Source organism: Sphingomonas sp. 1F27F7B (assembly GCF_005503355.1).
Classification (GTDB): Bacteria; Pseudomonadota; Alphaproteobacteria; order Sphingomonadales; family Sphingomonadaceae; genus Sphingomonas.
This window is the reverse complement of sequence record NZ_SCMK01000003.1, coordinates 1-20,157: the sequence shown is the minus strand read 5'-3', so window position 1 is coordinate 20,157 and position 20,157 is coordinate 1. Positions and strand designations below refer to the sequence as shown.

9 protein-coding genes are annotated in these 20,157 nt (G+C 64.7%); all 9 read left to right on the top strand.

Translation table 11 applies throughout. The features are described from left to right. The first annotated feature begins 32 nt into the window (after nucleotides 1-32). On the top strand, nucleotides 33-1,196 hold the full coding sequence (locus tag FFS08_RS03380; protein ID WP_137863249.1) for a trypsin-like peptidase domain-containing protein: 1,164 nt from the start codon (nucleotides 33-35) through the stop codon (nucleotides 1,194-1,196). 59 nt (nucleotides 1,197-1,255) lie between these two features. Continuing rightward, nucleotides 1,256-2,329, top strand: a complete 1,074-nt coding sequence (locus FFS08_RS03375; RefSeq protein ID WP_171012447.1) for a trypsin-like serine peptidase — start codon at nucleotides 1,256-1,258, stop codon at nucleotides 2,327-2,329. Then, a complete protein-coding gene (locus FFS08_RS03370; RefSeq protein WP_137863251.1) occupies nucleotides 2,326-3,462 on the top strand; it encodes a hypothetical protein in 1,137 nt (378 codons plus the stop codon). Before FFS08_RS03375 ends, FFS08_RS03370 begins: the two co-directional genes overlap by 4 nt. After that, entirely contained in the window at nucleotides 3,459-5,975 is a 2,517-nt protein-coding gene (locus FFS08_RS03365) for an nSTAND1 domain-containing NTPase (RefSeq protein WP_137871812.1), read from the top strand. Before FFS08_RS03370 ends, FFS08_RS03365 begins: the two co-directional genes overlap by 4 nt. A gap of 317 nt (nucleotides 5,976-6,292) precedes the next feature. Continuing rightward, a complete protein-coding gene (locus FFS08_RS03360) occupies nucleotides 6,293-17,260 on the top strand; it encodes an endonuclease toxin domain-containing protein (protein WP_137871811.1) in 10,968 nt (3,655 codons plus the stop codon). Between the two features lie 13 nt (nucleotides 17,261-17,273). Next, complete coding sequence (locus FFS08_RS03355) at nucleotides 17,274-17,705, top strand: contact-dependent growth inhibition system immunity protein (protein WP_137865122.1); 432 nt, start codon at nucleotides 17,274-17,276, stop codon at nucleotides 17,703-17,705. 253 nt (nucleotides 17,706-17,958) lie between these two features. Continuing rightward, on the top strand, nucleotides 17,959-19,443 hold the full coding sequence (locus tag FFS08_RS03350) for a hypothetical protein (RefSeq protein ID WP_137871810.1): 1,485 nt from the start codon (nucleotides 17,959-17,961) through the stop codon (nucleotides 19,441-19,443). A gap of 1 nt (nucleotide 19,444) precedes the next feature. Then, nucleotides 19,445-19,861 (top strand): hypothetical protein, encoded by a 417-nt coding sequence (locus FFS08_RS03345; RefSeq protein WP_137865124.1) that lies wholly within the window; start codon nucleotides 19,445-19,447, stop codon nucleotides 19,859-19,861. Between the two features lie 52 nt (nucleotides 19,862-19,913). After that, nucleotides 19,914-20,157, top strand: a 244-nt coding sequence (locus tag FFS08_RS03340; RefSeq protein ID WP_137871809.1) for a hypothetical protein, incomplete at its 3' end; no start/stop codon positions are given.

Sequence of the window (20,157 nt, the reverse complement as noted above, 5' to 3'; positions counted from 1 at the left end):
CTTAGCGCGGCAAAGCCGGGAGGACGAGAAGAGTGGCGGGAATTCTCAAGCCGGAGGAGATCGATGAAATCATCGATTTCGCATTGGACAGGCCGATATCCCGCGATCTGCGAGTGCGCTCGATCCCGATCATGGTCCTTCAGAGGATACGCAATGGGGACGATGATTTCGAGCAGCTTACTTTCGATGTCGATGCACTGAACATCTACAAGACCTTCGTCGACGGGATCCTTCCGATCGAGCGGTGGCTCCGCAACAGCGCCAGGGCAAGCCGGCCGGAGCAGGAAGCCGTCGACTTCTATACCAGATGGGCCCAGATCGCGCTGGAGCGTGCCGAGCTTTCGCCGGTAGCGCCCTCGCCCAGGGCCGATGCCGCCGCCGCTGCGAACAGTCTCGGCAACGTCGTCCCGCAAAAGGTCCTCTGGACGAGCGACCTGCTGCCGATCTCGTTCCTCAACGGCGCCGCGCGGACCGCCGCCTCGGTCGCGCGGATCACCGTCACGCGCTACGAGGGCGACGTGCCGAAGATCTCGCCCGCTTCCGGTCAGCCGATCCGCTATTTCGGCACCGGCTGGCTGATCGGCAAAGGGTACATCATCACCAATCACCACGTCGTGAATGCGCGCAGTCCGGGCGAGGCAAACGCCAGCATGGACGAGCTGAACCGGCAGGCCATGTCGCTCGAGTTCCAGTTCGATTACGACGATGCCAACAGGCAGACAGTGACGGCCCGCTGCGCCAGGCTATGCATATCGGACCCGGCGCTGGACTTTGCGATCATCGAATTGCCGCCGCCCGAGGGAGACTTTGCCCGCCCGCCGCTGCCGCTGTCGCTCGCGCCGATCGTCATCGATCAGGAAGACAGCTATTTCCCGGTCAATATCATTCAGCACCCCGGTGGAAATCCCAAGCAGATCGCGATCCGCAACAATCTGGCGGTTCGGCTGGACGGGGCAAACCTGTCCTATTTCACGGATACCCAGGCCGGTTCCTCGGGCTCGCCGGTATGCAATGATAGCTGGGCGGTGATCGCGCTGCACAAGGCGGCGGTGCAGCAGAAGACCAATTTCACCTTTCAGGGGCAGGATACGCCCTGGATCAATATCGGCACCCCGATATCGATGATCGTCGAACGGCTGAAGGGCCTGCCGAACTCGACGCTCTGGCGCGACATTGCCGCCGACATCCAGGCTTGATCGGCGCGATGGCAATCATCCTCCCGGAAAGGCCGGCACTCCGTTTCGACGGAGAAGCGTTGAAGCGCTCCCCGGCGCCGCTGCCGATGCTGAAGGAAGCCGCCTCCGTCCTCCGCGCCGCGCGCGGGATCGGGCGGGTGGAGGTGGAAGGCGGGGTTCTGCCCTGGGTGGGTACGGCGTTCCTGGTCGCCCCGCGCCTCGCGCTGACGGCGCCGCACGTCGCCAGCGCGCTGGCCGAGCGCGTTGCCCCGGCAAGCGAGGGGGCGTGCTGGATCAATTTCGCCAACAGTCCCGGCACCGAGGCGTCCGACCGGATCAGGATCGAAGCGGTCGAACTGGTGCACCCCTATTGGTGCTTCAGCTTCCTGAAGCTCGCGGAGGATGCACCGGCCGGTGCGATACTGGAACTGGCGCCGCCGCAGGACCCGAAGGTGCTTGCGGGACGCGCGATCGCAGTGATCGGCTATTCGAGTTTCGACCAGCGCAACGACACGAAGGTCCAGGAAGCGATCTTCGGCGATGTCTATGACGAGAAGAGGATATCGCCGGGGCTGATCCTCGGCCTGGATCGTCGCGGGACGGAAGATCCGCCGATGCTGAAGCACGACGCTTCGACGCTGGGCGGGGCCAGCGGGGCGCCGCTGATCGACGTCGCGACCGGACAGGTGCTCGGCATCCATTATGGCGGGCAGTATCTGCTCGGAAACTATGCCGCCCGCGCCTGGGAAGCGCGTCGTGACCCGCAATGGGCCGGCATCTGGTCGGGCGAGATGAAGCCGGCCGCGCCGGTCGCGGCCAGGAAGCCCAAGCAGCGCCGGCGCGAGATTTTCGAATTGGAGGATCTCAACGCGATCAACGACTGGCTCGGGGAAGCGCGCATCGCCGACGAAGCGAGCCTGGCGACGCTGTTCGTCGGCCTGTCGCCGGAATTTGTCGGCCGATTGCCGGGAGCCGGCAACATCGCCGACCGGCTGTTCCTGGCGCTCGGCTATCTCAACGACTCCGGTCTGAAGTTCGGCGAGAAGCCGCCGTTGCTATATGTTCTGATGAATGCCCGCCGCCATCGCCGGTTCGAGCCGGAGGCACTGGCCGAGATGGACCGCTATCTCGAAAAGCTGAAGGCGCTGCCATGAGCTATTCCTTTGATGTCTATATGTGCTTCGGCCGCGGCCTGGCTTCGGGTACGGATGGCCAGTCATGCGATTTGACTCGTTGGTCAGAAAAGCTGATCGCCACGCTCTACGAATGCCTCAATCCACCTGATTTCCCCGGGAACGTGCTGGGCAAGATCAGCTTCCATCCCCATTCGGGCGCCAGCCCCATGCTGACGGACAGCGACCGCAAGGCAGTGCGGGAGTCGGCGCTGCTGGTGGTGCTGATGTCGCCGAACCTCGTGGCGGACGATGCGCGCCGCGAAGAGATCAGGCTGTTCCTGGAGCAGGCCGCAAGGGACGGCCGCACCATCACCCACACCGTGCTGGCGACGATCCTGCCCGCGCAGTTCGATGCGGCCACGTTCCCCGAGCTGGACTCGCTCCTCGACAATGGTCGCCGTCCGGCGAACAGCGAAGGTTTTTTCGACGTGGAGAACGGTCTGCCGGTAGAAGCCGGGCTGGCCGAAATGCCGGTCGGCTTCGCGCGGCTTCTGCCTCCGATGCAGAGCCTGGCGGGCGAGATCCGCACAAAGCTGGAAAGCCTCAAGGGCCAGGCAAGGGCCCGCCGCCCGGCGTCCCCGGCGTTCGCCGGGCCTGCCGAGGTGTTGATGACCGTGCCACAGTTCGCCGCGGCGCCGTCCCGGGAGCCGGAGGCCGGGGCGGAATCTGCATCGGCCGCGGACTGTCCGGACGAAGGCCTGCAGCCGGTCTATCTTCAATCGGCCTCTGATCCGGATCGATGGAACCTCACGCGCGATGGCCTGAGGAAGATCGTGTTCATCAACCCGGCCGTCATGAGCGATACCACGCCGAAGCTGGCGCTGTTACGCCAGCGCGATGAGGAGCGGCGCGTCTTTCTGACCACGTGCGACGGGCTCGTCCTCGTCCGCGCCAGGGAGAATGATCGAACCGATCTCCATGTCGCCGTTGCGCTCAGCGATTTCCGGCTGTTGCGCAAGGAGGGCTTTGACGAACTGCCTTGGGTATTGGTGGACTGGGTCGAGGACGACGGACCGGTGCTCCAGACCCAGGCGATCGACCTTCCGCGTGTGTGTGTGCCACGCGATCGCAATTGGCCGAGCAGCGTCAAGCAAGCATTGAGGTTCGCATGAACGCCCCGGCCTCGCTGCACGCGTTCATCGACAAGCCGGAGCGGCCCTATCCGGGCTTGCGGCCGTTCCGCTCGGACGAATGGAGCATCTTTTGCGGACGCGAGCAGGCGGCGCGCGAAGTGCTCTATTTGCTCGGCGACCATAATGTCGTGCTCGTCCATGGCGGATCGGGCTGCGGCAAATCGTCGCTGATTGCCGCCGGCGTGCTGCCGATGCTGCGCCGGGAGATGCAACTGGCGGACCGCCGGATGGCCGAGAAGACGATCCGGCCCAGCCAGGGCCCGCTCGATGCCCTGGCCGCAGCGCTGGCCGAGCAGCTGGGCTTTCCGCCCCGGCGCGAGGAGGCGCGGGCCAGGAACAGGGGGAAGCGCAAGGCCAAATCTGGCGTGGAGCAGAAGGCGGAGCCCAGTGCCAGCGTGGCGACGGCGGCGGCGGCCTGGACGACGGCATTGCTGTTCGACGACGACATGGCCGGGCTGGTGGAACAGGCGATCGTCGCCAGCGATTTGCAGCTCTTCTGCCTGGTCGTCGATCAGTTCGAGGAGATATTCGCCTGGGCGCGCGAGCGGCGTCCGTCCGACGTCGAGGTGCTAACGCGCTTCCTGGCCAACATCGCTTGCGCCAAGCGCAGCGACCGCTTCTTCGTCATGGTCACGATGCGCTCGGACTTTTTCAGCCAATGCGCCCTGTTTCCGGCATTGGGCGAAGTCATCAACCGCTGTCAGTATTTCGTCCCCAGCCTGGATCCCGACGATATCGAGCGGGCGATCCGCGAGCCGGCGCGCATGTTCGGGGGGACGGTGGGGGATAGGCTCGTGACGCGCCTGCTCACCGAGGCATCGACCATGATCGATGCCCTGCCGATATTGCAGCACGCACTGATGCGCATGGCCGAGCCGAAGCGCATTGCCGCGCAGGGCGCGCCGTGGCGCATCGGCCTGAGCGACTATAACGACGTCAAGACCGAAAGGGCGCCGGAAAATGCCCAGGGCAGCGGAACCGGCGGCACGAGCCTTCCCGATCAGAACGCGCTCTCGGTTCATGCCGAAGAGCTTCGCCGCGAATGCATCGAGAAGCTGGGGCCGGAGGCGGGGCCGACGATCGCCGCCATTTTTCGCGCGCTGCTGGATGTGGACAGCGCCGGGCGCGTCGTTCGCCGGCCCACGACGCTGGCGACGCTGGAAGCACTGGCCGGGCCGAATGCCGCGCTGGTCGAGCCCATCGTCAGGCTCTATGCAGAGGAAAGCGACAATCTCCTCGTCCCGAGCATCGATCCGCTGACGAACGCGATCAGGCTGGTCGATATCAGCCACGAAGCTCTGCTGCGCAACTGGTGGCGCATGACCAAGGGGGCGGGCGGCATCGGCCCAGGCTGGATCCAGTGCGAGAGCGACGACGCGTTGACCTGGCGGATGCTTGCCCGCACCGCGGCGCAGGACGAGGTTCGCATCGACCAGGCGATGCTCCAGCAGATCAGGACTGCCTATGAGCATTTCTTCACGATACCCGAAACCGCGCGTCGCTATCTTCTGAAAGCCACCGGTCAGGCCAGGGTAGAAGACGAGCCCGAATGGCTGGCCGTCGTCGCGCTGATCCGGCGAAGCAGACGGGCATTGCTGCGGAGCCGATTGCTCTACGGCGCCCTGATTGCGGCAGTCGGCCTTGTCGTCCCGCTCTTGGGGGGCGAGAGAATGAGCTCGATGGCCAAGGAAATTGCCTCAATGACCAAAGAAATTTCCTTAATGGAAGAAGAAGATAGAAATAGAGATAAACTGGATAAAAGTAAAATTGCAAAAGATAATCGTTTGGAAGAGCGGGTCAGGGCATTGATCGGTAATCTTCAGGAAGAGGATGGCGGAAGCTACAAGCCGCTCACTGACGCACAGGTCGCAGCGATCCAGCAAGTGAGTGAATCGACGAGCCAGATCGTTGCCCGGGGCAATGCGATCTATATGTGGATAGGTGACAAGGACGTCACCAACCTTGCCGATATGAGGACCGGGGCGACCGTGCTTCCGGACGCGATCCGGCCCGATACGCAATATCGCGTCAAGGAGAATGTCGCGCTCCGATCGGCAATGCCGACACCGCCCAACCAGTCCGGGCAGTGGATCGGCGCGGTGAGGAAGGGCGGCACGGTTCGGACCCTCGGCGCGAATGCCGGATGGCAACCACGGCTTTGGCAACAAAGTCAGCAATATTGGTTGCCGGTGCGCCCGGAGGAGCGGCCGACCATCTACTTCCAATATGCCGAGGGGGATCCGAACCGGCTGCTCGAGGCGCTGCGATCGCGCTACACGGTGCCGTCCGCGCAACGCCTCGGGATCGCTCGAGATCTGCACGAGGTGCGCTTCTGTTTCAAACAGGATGAAGCGACGGCGCAGGAAGTAAAGCAGCAAATAGAGCGGCAATCTGGCAGTCCTCTGGAAATTCATCGGATCGGCGTCAATGGATCCTGCGAGCGGGTGGCGAAGCCCGGCATAGTGGAAGTGTGGATCGGCAAGGTTGGGTGACGGCACGAAGGATGACTATCGGCATGGCGGTGGCGCGAAGCATCGTCGATTTCATTAGGGGAGAGGGCATTGTCCATCTCCCCCGATCCGCATTCGTCACGAAAATTCCGTCCGAGCCCTCGCGCCTTGACGGGCGTCGCCTCGAATCCGCTGCAAGAATTCAAGAGCGAGAGGAGACTGGCGCAGCCGCTTGCCGCCCCGCGGCGCAACGCCGGGATAAATTTTGCCCCGCGTCTAAACTATCCTGGAATCCCTCCGACAACCGTTCGTGAGGACAGCCGGCAAGGCCGTCGTCTCGAGTTGGTTGGGGGGAATGGATGGTTGCGATCTTTACCGGCGCCGGCACGGGGTTCGAGCGCGGCTCGGGAAATGTGCTGGGCTCGTCGGGGCTTTTGGGCTCGGCGGGTTTCGGGCGGAGCGGCGAGCAGGTCTCGCTCAATGCGGCGAACGGCAATCTGCTGGTCAGCCGCCGGGACGAGTATCTCGTCGGTCAGGGCGAGGATGTTGCCATCGGCCGCACCTATAACAGCCTCGGCAACTTCACCGACGACAATGGCGACAATTGGCGGCAGAGCACCGACCGGCGCGTTTTCGGCCTGACGGGTGTCGTCAACAATGCGGGCAGCACGGTCAGGCGGCGCTCGGGCGACGGCTCCGAGATCACCTATGGCTGGAACGGCTCGGCCTATGTCGCGACCGACGGGGCGGGTGCCTATGACAAGCTCACCTTTGGTGGCTCGACCTGGACCTGGACCGATGGCGACAGCCGGGGGCGTATCAGGATCGTGGAGACCTATGCCGCCTATGGCGCCGAATGGCGGATCACGGACCAATCGACATTGGCGGGGAGGACCAGATTCACCTATTCAGGCGCCAATCTCGCTCGGATCGAGAATGCCAATGGCGAATATATCGACTATCTCTGGTCCGGAAACAACCTGGTCGAGATCGTAACCGGCTATAAATGCCCGCCGGAGCAGCTGGAAAATGCGAAGCAATTATATCGCCTCTATGATGCGGCATTCGACGTCGCGCCCGACAAGGGCGGTTTTTATTATTATCTGACCTACCTGAACTTCGGCAGTACGCCTTTGCAGGTTGCGCAATCTTTCTACGGCGCCAATGCCCATGGCATCCACCAGATGTCCAATGCGGAATATGTCGATTTCATGTATCAGTCGGTGCTGCGGCGCTCTGCCGATCCTGATGGGCGTGCGCTCTATCTCGACGGTCTGAATTCCGGCTCCGTCGGGCGCGCGCAACTGCTGCTCTGGTTCGCGGACAGTCCGGAGCATCAGGCCTATCTGGCAACGCGGCCGGATCGGCAATTCTCCGGCATGCTGGAGATGACGCGCACGCGCTACGGCTATGACGGGCTCAATCGCCTTGCGACGGTGACGATCGACCGGACCCCGGCCAATTATCACATCGGCGACAATGACGTCTACACGACCAGCTATACCTATGTCGGCAGCTCGAAGCTGATCGATACGATCAGCGAGACCGACGGCTCCCATCTGAAGATCGACTATGACGGCGCCGGCCGGGTCATCGGCATGCGCCAGGCCGTGGAGAGCGGCGTCACGCGCGACACCGCTATCGCCTATGGTGCGGGCTATACCAGCATCACCGATCCCACCGGGCAGGTGACGACGCTGCACTATGATGGCGCGGGCCAGCTCGTCCGGATCACTGCGCCGGCGGCCTATGCCGGGGCGGCGGCGCAAGTGACGCAGTTCGCCTATGATGCGAGCGGCAACCTCACCAGCGTTGCCGATCCGTTCGGCAATCTCAGCAGCTACACCTACGACGCCAACGGCAATGCCCTGACCACGACCGACCGGCTCGGCAACACGGTCACGCGAACCTACAATAGCCGCAACCAAATCGTGACGGAAACGCGCACCGGATCGAACAAGGATTCGGCGCCCGCCAGCCATACCGCCCGGAATATCTATGGGCCGGCGGGGCGGCTGTTCTATAGCATCGGTGCCGAAGGGCGCGTCACCGCCTATACTTTCGATTCAAAGGAACAGCTGACCGAAGCCATCACCTATACCGGCAAGGCCTATGACCTGAGCGGGCTGGCGCCCTCGGCCATGCCGGCTGGCGCGCAGATCGGCAACTGGATCGCGAGCCTCGACGATCCCACTGCGGTCGAACAGGTCCGATATAGCTATGACGCGCGCGGCAACCTGCTGCGTGAAACACATTTCAGCGGCATCGCCGCGAACCCCGAGGGCTATACCGAGACCAGCTTCGTCTACGACCAGGCCGGACGACTGCTCCGTCGCCAGACCACCGGCAGGAATGCCGAGACTTTCGTCTATGATGGCCTCGGCCGCGTGGTGGCGAGCATCGACGTCAATGGCGGCAGGACCGAGATCGCGTTCAACGATGCCGGCATGCAGACGATCATCGTCCAGGCCAATGGCTATACCAAGGTTGCCAGCTACAACCGGGCGGGCGAGCTGGTCGCTTCTCATGACGGCGGCGACTATGTGGCGGTCGCCACCGAAGCCTATCGCTACGACGCCGCGGGCCGCTTGCGGGTGAAGGCCGATCCCACTGCGACCAGCTATTATGTCTACGACAAGGCCGGGCGGAAGATCGCCGATGTCAATGGTTTCGGCTGGGTCACCGAATATCGCTACGATGCCGCCGACCGGCTGGCGGCAACGGTGCGCTACGGCAACGCGGCGAACGGCGCGGCGCTGGCGCTCTTGGCGGATCCGAACTCCAATCCGGAAATGGCGGCGGTCCGCCCGGCCGCCTCGGCGAGCGACATCTGGAGCTGGAAGACCTATGACGCCGAAGGACGGGTGACCCAGGACATTGCCGGCGACGGTTCGGTCGTCACCTATGACTATGACGCGTCGGGCCGGCTGATCCAGACCGCGCAGCGGGCGAACAAGCTGGGCGCGCTGGCGCTGCTCAAGCAAGACGGGCGCAGCCTGGCGGCGAACCTGCTCTTGAACAGCGAAGGCAAGGGCACCGATCAATGGTGGGTAGGCTATGATCCGGCCCGCATGTGGAACGGGCAGTTCGTCGCCGGTACGGTAGACGGCAAGCCTTCGTTCCAGACCTATTTCAACGGCAACGGCGACGATCTCATGTCGATGGGTCAGGGGCCGTTCCTGGGGGTGAAGCCGGGCCAGCGTCTGGCGGTACAGGGATCGTTGCTGGCATCCGGCCCGGTGGCCGAGGCGTCGCTTGTCCTCTGGTTCAACGACGCCGACGGAAACATGGTCGGCAATCCCTGGATCGGCGCGGTGAACGGCCCGCAAAATGGCGCGACGCCGAAATCGGCGTTCGTCACCGTGCCTGCCGGCGCGGTGGTCACCCGATATGAAATCTACATGCGAGCCTCTGGGTCGGGTGCCGGCTCGTTCGGCATCGTCGCGCCGATGATCAGCGTGGCGGGTATCGGCCAGGCGGCGATGCCGAGCTTCACGCCGACGCCGCCGCCCGATTCCGAGCAGGATATCGTCAGCCGCCTCTTCTACGACAAGGCCGGCAACCGGATCGGCGCGCTCGACGGCGAAGGCTATCTGACGCGGACGGTCTATGACGCGGCCGGACGCAAGGTGCAGGACATCGCCTATGCCAATGCGGCCAGTGCGGCGCTGCGCGCCACGGGCAGCTTCCAGGCGCTGCTCGACAGCGCCGGCGCCAGTGCCACGGACCGGTCGACGCGCTATGTCCATGACGGACAGGGGCTGTTGCGCTTCACCATCGATCCGCTGGGCCATGTCACCGAGCTCGGCTATGGCGCAGGTGCCGATATGATCGGCCTGGTACGCCAGACCACCCAATATGCCGGTACGCTCGGCGCACTGTCGAGCTATGGCTATGCCAGCGTGAAGAACGCGGTGGCGGCGCTCGCGAGCAGCTCGGCCGACCGGGTCAGCTATTCCGTCCATGATGCTGCCGGCCGGCTCGCCTATGCGATCGACGCGGCAGGCGCAGTGGTGCGCTTCGACTATGACATGATGGGTCAGGTCATCAAGCGGACCGAATTCGCCACGCTCAATACAGTGGGCGGCCCTCCCGGCAAGGCGGCGATGGACAATTGGGCGGCGGCGAACGGGAATGGGGCGGATCGGGTCGCCCGCACCTATTATTCCGCGCGCGGCGAACGCAAGCTGGCCATCGATGCCGGGGGGTTCATCACCGGATACGGCATCGATGAGGCAGGCCGCGTCTTCTGGGTTTCGCGCCCCGACAACCCGGTCTCGGTGACCGACGCCTGGACGATCCGCGATGTCGATACCGCCTATCGCGCCGCGTCGGGCTACGCGGTCACGAGCAGCACCTATGACGCGGTGGGAAACCTCGTCTACGCCTTCGATGCCGAACGCGGTTTTCACCATTATCGATACAACGCCACCGGCACTCTTGCCGAGGATATCTGGATGGCAGGAACGGCGGACGAGTCCCGTACCGCCTATGGCTATGACGGCGCCGGCCGGCTGGTGGAGCGCTACGACGCCTATGGCACGGCCGAACAGGCGCGCACCCGCTTCGAGTATAATGGTCTCGGCGATCTGGTGCGGACGATCGACCCGAACGGCCACGCCACCAGCTATGCCTATGACAATGCGGGCCGAAAGATAAGCGAGACCGGCGCGCTCGGTCAGACCAGCCATTTCGTCTACGATGTGTTCGGCGACCTGATTGCCGTCGGCGACGCCAATCTCCGTTATACCTACAGCGCCTATGACCAGCTGGGCCGGGCGATCTCGGTGCGGGATGCCGGGAATGGCGTCACCGCAACCAGCTATACGGCCTTTGGCGAGGTCGACCGGATCGCCCGCGCGGGCGCGATTGCCCAATTCAGCTACGACAAGCTGGGCCGCTTGCTGACGACGACCGATGCCGAGGGCGGGGTCGAGACGAGCGGTTATGACGCGTTCGGCAACCGGATCCGGTTCGAGAACAAGCTGGGTGGGGTCACCGAATATAGCTATGATCGCCGCGGGTTGCTGGCGGAGGAAAGGGTCCAGGCGATCCGCGACGGGAGCGGCAACATCGTCACGGCGGCCTTCTCGCGCAACCGCTATGAATATGACGCGCGCGGCAATGTGGTGCACCGGATCGAGGCGTACGGCCTGGCCGAGCAGCGCGACAGCTGGTTCGCCTATGACAAGGCGAACCGGCTGACGTCGAAATGGGGCGAGGCGGTGTCGGTGGGGCTGTGGCAGGCCATGGCGACGCCGCGGGAATATTATCGCTACGACACGCGCGGCAACCTGGTCGAGACGATCGACGCGAACGGCGCGCGGACGCTCAGCTATTATGACGACCTGAACCGCAGGATCGCGACGGTGGCGCCGGCGGGGACGTCGGGCACGCAGGGCGTGCTGTCGACCTTCGCCTATGATGTGGCGGGCAACCTGACCGCGAGCCGCACCTGGGCGGCGCTGGTGGCGCTGCCGGGCACGGCGGGCGGGACGCCGCCGGGCAATCCCGGCGGCGCGTATCGCGAGACGGTCCACAGCTATGACGCGCTCGACCGGCTGAAGACGACGAGCGTCGCGGCCCAGGGCGTCGGCTATTGGAACGGCAGCGCCTATGCCTATGCGACCGACGTCACGCTGACCACGAGCTACGACTATGACGTGGTCGGGAATGTGGTGCGCACGACCAGGCCGGACGGCGCGGTGGTCCACAGCTATTACGACGCGCTGGATCGCAAGACCGCGCAGGTCGATGCCGGTTCCTGGCTGACGACGTGGAGCTATGATGCGGAGGGCAACGTGCTTTCCGAGCGGCGCTATGCGGGGCAGGCGACTGGCGTCTCGATCGCGGGCTATGGCGCGCCGGGCACGCAAGGCGACGACCGCGTCACCAATTTCGCGTACGACAAGATGGGCCGGCGCATCCGCGAATCGCGCTGGCTGGTCGAAACCTGGTCGCTGAACGCGGCCAATGGCCAGCTGGTCAGCGGCGGCGGCAAATGGGCGGACATCCAGTACAGCTACAACGCGCTGGGCGAGGTCCGGACCAAGACCGAGGCGACGGGCGACGTCACCACCTATAGCTATGACAATGCCGGGCGGCTGATCCAGGAGGCGCGTCCGGGCTTCAATGGCGTGACGCCGACGGTGCGCTACCAGTATAACGGGCTGGGCCAGCTGACGGTGACGCGGCAAGGCGATTTTTACGTCTCGGGCAACGACCGGATCAGCACCAATCTCTATGACGGGGCGGGCCGGCTGAGCGGGGTCAGCGACGCGCTGGGGCAGGTGCGCAGCTATTATTACGATGCGGCCGGCCGCAAGGTCGGGGAATATTACACGCGCGAGCTGGGCAATGGCGGATCGCCCGGCGCGGGCACGCTGGTGACCGAGGGGATCTCGTACCAGTACGACCTTGCCGGCAATGTCGTGCGCCAGGCGATCAACACGATCGCGGGCGGCAGCTGGAGCGAAGTGAGTTCCACGCAGAGCGCGTATGATGCGTTCGGCGCGATCACCGCGCGCGGCACCAATGGCGGGTGGCAGGAGCAGTTCCGCTACGACACTGCCGGGCACCTGGTCGCGTCCAATGCCGGCGACGGGGTGTGGCGGATCCATGTCTATGACAAGGCGGGCCGGCAGACGCTCGCCATCGAGAGCAACGGCAGCACCGATCTGTCGGGCATGTCGCAGGCGGATGCGATCGGCCGGATTGCCGGCGGCACGGTGACGGCGAGCGCGACCGTCTATGACGCGCGCGGCCAGGCGGTGCAGGCGGTGCAGATCCAGCGCCAGACCGCGGTGGGCGGTGCGGTGCAGAACATCGCGACGGCGCGGGGCTATACCGCGTTCGGCGAGCTGGCCTGGGAAGACGATGCCTATGGCCGGCGCACCGACTACAGCTACAACAATATGGGCCGGGTGACGCAGAGCCAGCGGCCGAGCGTCTCCGTCACTGCCGAGAACGGCACGGTATCGAGCACCCGCCCGACCGAGCGGATGTTCTACGACATCTCGGGCCGGCTGATCGGGACGCAGGACGCGAACAGCGTGCAGACGGGCTCGGGGGTGAAGACGACGCGCCAGTTGCTCGCCGGCACCGGCTATGGCGATAGCCCGGCGCTGGTGGTGCGCGAATGGCATCCGGACGGCGGCGTCGTCGCCAACAGCCATGACGTGTTCGGCGACCAGGTCGACAGCTGGGACGAGCTCAACCGCCATACGAGCATGGCCTATGACAAGCTCGGCCGCCTCACGCAGGTGACGCGGCCGGCGACGGCGGCGGGCACGCTGGTGCAATCCTATGCCTATGACGTGCTGGGCCAGCGCATCGGCGCGTGGAACAACGCCGTCGGCTATGCCGGCCGCGAGCGCACCCAATATGACGCGCTCGGCCGGATCACGCTGCAGATGGCGTTCGGCGGCGACACCACCACGACCAGCTATGGCTGGGACGGCGCCATGGCCACGTCGGGGCTGGGGACGTTCGGCGGCTGGGTGGCGACGACCAGCTATGCCAATGGCATGACCTCGGTTTCGCGCACCGACTTCCAGGGGCGGCTGACGTCCAAGACCGACCTGGGCGGCCATGTCACCAGCGCCGGCTACGACCTGGCCGGCCGGATGACCAGCCGCACCACCACCGGCGCGCATGGCACCGAGGCTTCGAGCTACGCCTGGCTGAACAACGGTCAGATCGGGTCGATCAGCACCAGCGCGGGCGGCATCGCCACCACCCAGAGCTCCAGCTACGATCTCGTCGGCAACAAGCTTACCGAATATGGCACCCGCGCCGGCATGGTGATCCAGAACGCCACCGCCAGCTATGATGCGCTGGGGCGGATGACGAGCTGGAGCGAGGCGGGGAACGGGACGACGCCTGCCGCATCGGTGAGCTGGCGCTACGATGCGAACGGGAACATCCGTTCGCAGAGCAATGTCCATAGCCTGCTGGGCGGCAATGGCGCAGTCTCGACGGTGGACGGGCAGCAGTCGCCGACCTTCTGGTATCGCTACGACACGATGAACCGGGTGGTGACCGATCGCGGGATGCTGTCGGGCGGGCAGATCGTGCGGGGCACCGTGGGCGTCGATCTGAGCTATGACGCGGCGGGGCAGCGGCGTTCGGCGCTGAGCGACAAATGGCTGCAGGGTCAGGCGCAGATCTGGGTGTGGTACCCGGATTTCGACCCCGCCTTGGGGCACGAGCTTCAAGTGGAGCAGCCGGGCTATAATGGCGACTACCAGCTCCAGGAGCGGAGCTATTACGGCCAGAGCCGCGAGACCTATAGCTATGACGGGCTGGGCAACCTGGTCTCGGCGGCAGTGACGGTCACCGGCTATGCGGACAATGGCGGCGGGTCGCTGGGCGGGACGGGCGCGATCGACCGGGAGATGGGCGGGGGCGTCTATCTCTACGACCTGCTCGGGCGGCAGACGCGGCAGACCGACACGGTGGAGGGCGGCACCGTCCTCTACGACCATAGCCAGGTCTGGGATGCCAAGGGGCGGGTGTGGCAGGACAATGTCTACCAGAAGCAGGGCGCCGACCTGGTCACCACCAGCACCACCAACTATTATTCGGACGATGCCGGCAGCGGCTATGCGCTGGGGGCGCTGACGTCGTCGGTGAGCAGCGGCTATCGCTACGTCAACGGCTACATCTACCAGGCTTCGCCGGGCGCGACGACGACGATCGGCTATGCGTGGTTCGACGGGGCGGTGCAGGCGCAGGTGTCCCATGCGGTGGCGGGGAGCGCGGCGCAGAACAGCTGGTACACCAATGGCGCGAGCGGCAGCTTCCAGTCGGCGAGCGTGCAGGACGGGCGGCCGCGCACGATCACGGCGACCTATGACGCGCTGGGCCAGGCGATCCGGCGCGACGAGGAGGACGGCAATGCGTGGAACCCCGCCACGTTCGGCGGCGGGGATCCGCACGAGGTCTGGTACCGGTTCAACGGCCGGCAGCTGGGTTATACGGGCAATGACGGGACCTGGGACAACAGCTATGCCGGCAGCCTGAGCGACCGGACGCGCACGGTGTGGGGCGGCTCGGGGGCGTTCCGCTACGGGATGACGCTGGGCACCGGCCATGCCGACTTCAACGAGCGGCTGACGCCGATCAACAGCTATGGCCAGGGCAGCGCCAGCGGAAGCTACACGGCGCGGGGCGGCGAGACGCTGTCGAGCATCGCCTCGGCGCTGTGGGGGGATGCGGGGCTGTGGTACCGGCTGGCGGCGGCGAACGGGCTGGGGGCCGACGTGCCGCTGTCCGCTGGGCAGACGCTCTCGGTGCCTGCCGGGGTGATGCGCAACACCAACAACGCATCGACCTTCAAGGCCTATGACCCCCTGCAGGCCTATGGCGACACCTCGCCGACCACCCCGCAGCCCCAGGCCGCCAGGAAGAACAAGTGCGGGGCCTTTGGGGCGATCCTGATGGTTGCCATCGCGGTGGCGGTGACGGCGCTGACCCGGGTGCCGTTGGCGAAGCTGTTCGCCGGATTGGGGGTGGGCAGCGCGGCGCCGGCGGGGGCTGCGCTGCTGTCGGGCACGACGATCGGGGCGGCCAGTGCTGCCGGTATCGCGGGCGGTGTGGCAGCAGGCGCGGTGGCGAGCGCGGCCAGCCAGGCGTTCGGGGTTGCGGCGGGGATCCAGGACAAGTTCAGCTGGAAGGGCGTGGCGCTGGCGGGGATCAGCGCGGGCGTGTCTGGCGGGCTGGCGGGCGGCTTCGGCGCGGTCGCCGGCAGCCCTTTCCTGGGCGACGCCGTGCGCGGGGCGCTGGGCAGCGCGATCGGCCAGGGCATCGGGGTGGCGACGGGGCTGCAATCGAAGTTCGACTTTGCCGGGGTGGCGGCGGCGGGGCTGGGGATGGGCGCCTCGGGCGCGGTCGGGCTGGGCGGCTTTGGCGGCCAGGTGGTGCGCAACACCGCCGGCGGCCTTGCCAATGCGGCGGCCCGCGGCCTGCTCGACGGCACCAGCTTCGGCGACAATATCCTCGCCGCACTGCCTGATATCATCGGGCAGACCATTGGGGGGATGGTGGCCGACCGGATGGCGCAGGGCGGGTCACGGCGTAGGATGGCGCTGGGTGCCTATGCCGCCGCCGGATATGGGGCCGACAGCAACGCTCAATTGTCCGAACCTGTCGTCAGCGGTGGCATAAGCCGGACGATCCTGAACGGTAGCGCGCTGAGCAGGGCGATTTCGGCGGCTTCGGGCGGTAGCATCGGGGGCATTGCCGAAAGTCTATACAGCGACGCCACGAGTTGGACACGTATCGTCATCCCCGAGTCCGGCACATACAGCTATTCGGTTCGAGGCTATGCGGCCGTCTCCGATGGACGGTTTGGTACAAGCAATGCCGAGCATTTCAGCGTGGTTTCGGTCTCGGGTCCTCCGGGCGCCGCCTTCGATTTCAGGGATGTGGTTCAAGGCAGTGCCCACTATCGCCAATGGCGCAATGAACAAGGAGAGTTCATTGGCCAGCATGTTCCCATGGAAGGGACCAGCGCGTGGACATATGGGACTCCGGACCATCCCGATATCGTCGTCCCGCCGATGTACGTGCCGACGCTGACGGTATCGATCCAGGCCATAGAACCCGGGGCCCAGGGTCTTGGCTGGCGGGGCCTCATTTACTCCGACAATCCTGCCGCCCAGCACATCGCCCGGTCATGGCTGGAACTGGACCTGGCGAACCCTGGCTCGGTGGACGCGGCCATGTACCGCCAGGATCGTGAGATCGTAGCGACGCAGGGGCGCGTGGAGGCCGCACTTGGCGAGTTCGACTTCCAGATGGGAATTCTCGCTGCGCCGATGCTGATGCTGGCGGGTGGCCCGCTCGAGGGCGGCGCTGCCGTTGGCGGCGCCGGCCTAGCAGCACGCTCGGCCAGCCGCAGGTACCTTCTTAGTCGCGCTGTCGCCGCAGAAAGTGGAGGGGTCAATGTTTGGAAACTGGGCGCTGGACCTCGCGGCGAGGCGATAGAGCAAGCGCTAGGGCATAATCTTCCGGGCAATTTCCCGGTCATCGATCGGTTTGAAAACGGCATTGCAACTAGCATCAAGAGCATCGATCTCGACGGGGCTTCGTACCTTACGGGCAATGGTCTCCGAAATACGCTGACCCGCTACGTTGACAAGGTGGCAGACTTCAACGGTAGAGTTTGGGCAGGTAGAACGATCCGCTCAAGTGAGATTTCTGGACGCGCTCTTGACGTTGTGGTCCCGCATGGCGGAACAGCAGCGCAGCAGGCCACCCTCAATCAAATTATCAAATATGGTCCGACGAAGGGGGTCACCGTCAATGTCATTCACTATCCGTGATGAGGTTCTCAGCATGAGCAAATCGGCAACCATTTATCGTCGCAAAGGGGTGCTGTTCATAGCCGCGTCACACAAGACGGAAGCAGGCTTTTGGATCGCCGATCAGGAAACCTCGGTTGTGGAAGGGGGCGACGAGAGCGGCATCCAAAAAGCGGTCGCCGCAGCGCTAGTCAGTTCTCGGAGTGGCGTTCCAACACCCGCACCAGATGCCAACCTCATTGGCTCGTTGCTGTCAAAAGCCGGCGTTTCCTCTTGGAGTACATTCTCAAAAATTGCGAGATGCGTAGATGTACACCTTAAGGATGGCAGGATTCAGGTTACGCCTTACCGCAACATGGGCGGAAGTGAAGGCTTTGACCCTATGACAGATAACGTGCTGGAACTTCCCGAGGGTTCGCCCGACTTGGGCAAAGCTGTGCTCGCCGCTTTTGAAGTTGCAGAATGATGGTTGCCGGTGCCTGGGTTTTCGCAGGATAAGAAACAGCGAAAACAAGAGAAAGGCAGTAGCATCCTAGTGGACAATGGCGGCGGGTCGCTGGGCGGGATGGGCGTAATCGACCGGGAGGTGGGCGGCGGCGTCTATCTCTACGACCTGCTCGGGCGGCAGACGCGGCAGACCGACACGGTGGAGGGCGGGGCCGTCCTCTACGACCATAGCCAGGTCTGGGATGCCAAGAGGCAGCGTTGCAGCAGGCGCGGTGGCGAGCGCGGCCAGCCAGGCGTTCGGGGTTGCGGCGGGGATCCAGGACAAGTTCAGCTGGAAGGGGGTGGCGCTGGCGGGGATCAGCGCGGGCGTGTCTGGCGGGCTGGCGGGCGGCTTCGGCGCGGTCGCCGGCAGCCCTTTCCTGGGCGACGCCGTGCGCGGGGCGCTGGGCAGCGCGATCGGCCAGGGCATCGGGGTGGCGACGGGGCTGCAATCGAAGTTCGACTTTGCCGGGGTGGCGGCGGCGGGGCTGGGGATGGGCGCCTCGGGCGCGGTCGGGCTGGGCGGCTTTGGCGGCCAGGTGGTGCGCAACACCGCCGGCGGCCTTGCCAATGCGGCGGCCCGCGGCCTGCTCGAGGGCACCAGCTTCGGCGACAATATCCTCGCCGCACTGCCTGATATCATCGGGCAGACCATTGGGGGGATGGTGGCCGACCGGATGGCGCAGGGCGGGTCACGGCGTAGGATGGCGCTGGGTGCCTATGCCGCCGCCGGATATGGGGCCGACAGCGACACTCAGGACGTTCCCGACCCGAATGTGCGTTCCGATGTCCCAACTAATCTCAGGTTCGCGCCGAACGATGATGGGAAGAAACATAACGCAACGGTCACATATGATGGTGAGGCCATCACCGTGACCGCCAAGAGGCAGCGTGGTTTTCTTGACTGGGTTGACAGTTGGGCGGACACGAACTTGGGAGGACACAATCCTCATGATCGCTCCAAGCAAAAAGCCGAACGCATCGTTGTGACTTTCTTTCAACCCAGCGTCAGAAGTGGAGCCGGCTATGATAGGATGGGGCAGCCGCTACGTGGGCGTTCGAGCTATGATGCAGGCAGGCAGTTCAGCAACATCATCTCGGATGCGAACAAGGTATCGCTTGGCACCACGTTCGGGAGGCTTGGCGAATGGGCGACCTACCGCGTGCCCGATGCGGCACAGCGCAACGCTGAAATGTTCGATCCCTATCGCGGGATGACGCCTGGAGGCCGTGCCCTGGCGGCGCGGCTCGACCGGCTTGAAGGTGGCACGATCAGCGGCATCGCCACCGGCGTGTCGATCCAGTCGGGCGCAGATCAGGCCACACAGGATCTGGGCTATGGCTTAGGCAGTGCCGGGGACGGGTTTCTGCTCGCTGTGGGCGGCATGGCCGGGGTGCGGGTGCCCGGGATCGGTAACCAGCGTGAGTTGAACATTGTTAATGGCCAAAACGGCGTCCACGGCAACTCGAAACTGTCGGGGCGGACCACCTATCTATATGAGCTGTATCAAAAGGATGGGACCTTTCTGAAATATGGAATATCGGTCAATCCCGATGCTCGCTATTCTAGATCATTCATGAGCGACAAGCGCATCTTTCGAGTCACATCTGGAACCCGAGCGGACATGATGGCATTGGAACGCCAGATGGTGATCTCCAATCCCACAGGGCAAATGAATCGCGAATACTGGGCAGTTAAAGCACGGCAAGGAAATTAATGTGATTGCGATTGGGGCCGATTTTGGTGGGCCTGAGCTTAGAGAGAGCTCAATTGATCAAGCGGTCATGCGGTCCATGAACGTGGCCGCTAATGTTCGCGCTTCCAACTACGACGATGGTGCGGAGGCGTGGATCAACCCGATCTTTATTGTGCCGGGAACGATATATCAGCCCGAGTTTGAGGGCTATGAGCTTGGCCACTTCTCGAAGAAACAGAAGGGGCTGGTGGTGAAGATCGCGGTGCCTAAGACAGTCGCTGCCGGAAAGGGCATCAGGGAGTTTGTCGGTGGGGCTTTGCGCGAGGCGGTGCGGTTGGCAGCGGCACACTTCGCGTCGAAGGGGATTAGTTTCTCGACGCTCAAGGCGGAGAAGATTATCCTGGCTATCGAAGCCGATCTGGAGAGTAAGGCGGCATAGCGCGCCGTAGGACGAGACGCCAGGCTATGCGCTGGGGGCGCTGACCTCGTCGGTGAGCAGCGGCTATCGCTACGTCAACGGCTACATCTACCAGGCTTCGCCGGGCGCGACGACGACGATCGGCTATGCGTGGTTCGACGGGGCGGTGCAGGCGCAGGTATCCTATGCGGTGGCGGTGACGGTGCTGACCCGGGTGCCGTTGGCGAAGCTGTTCGCCGGATTGGGGGTGGGCAGCGCGGCGCCGGCGGGGGCTGCGCTGCTGTCGGGCACGACGATCGGGGCGGCCAGTGCTGCCG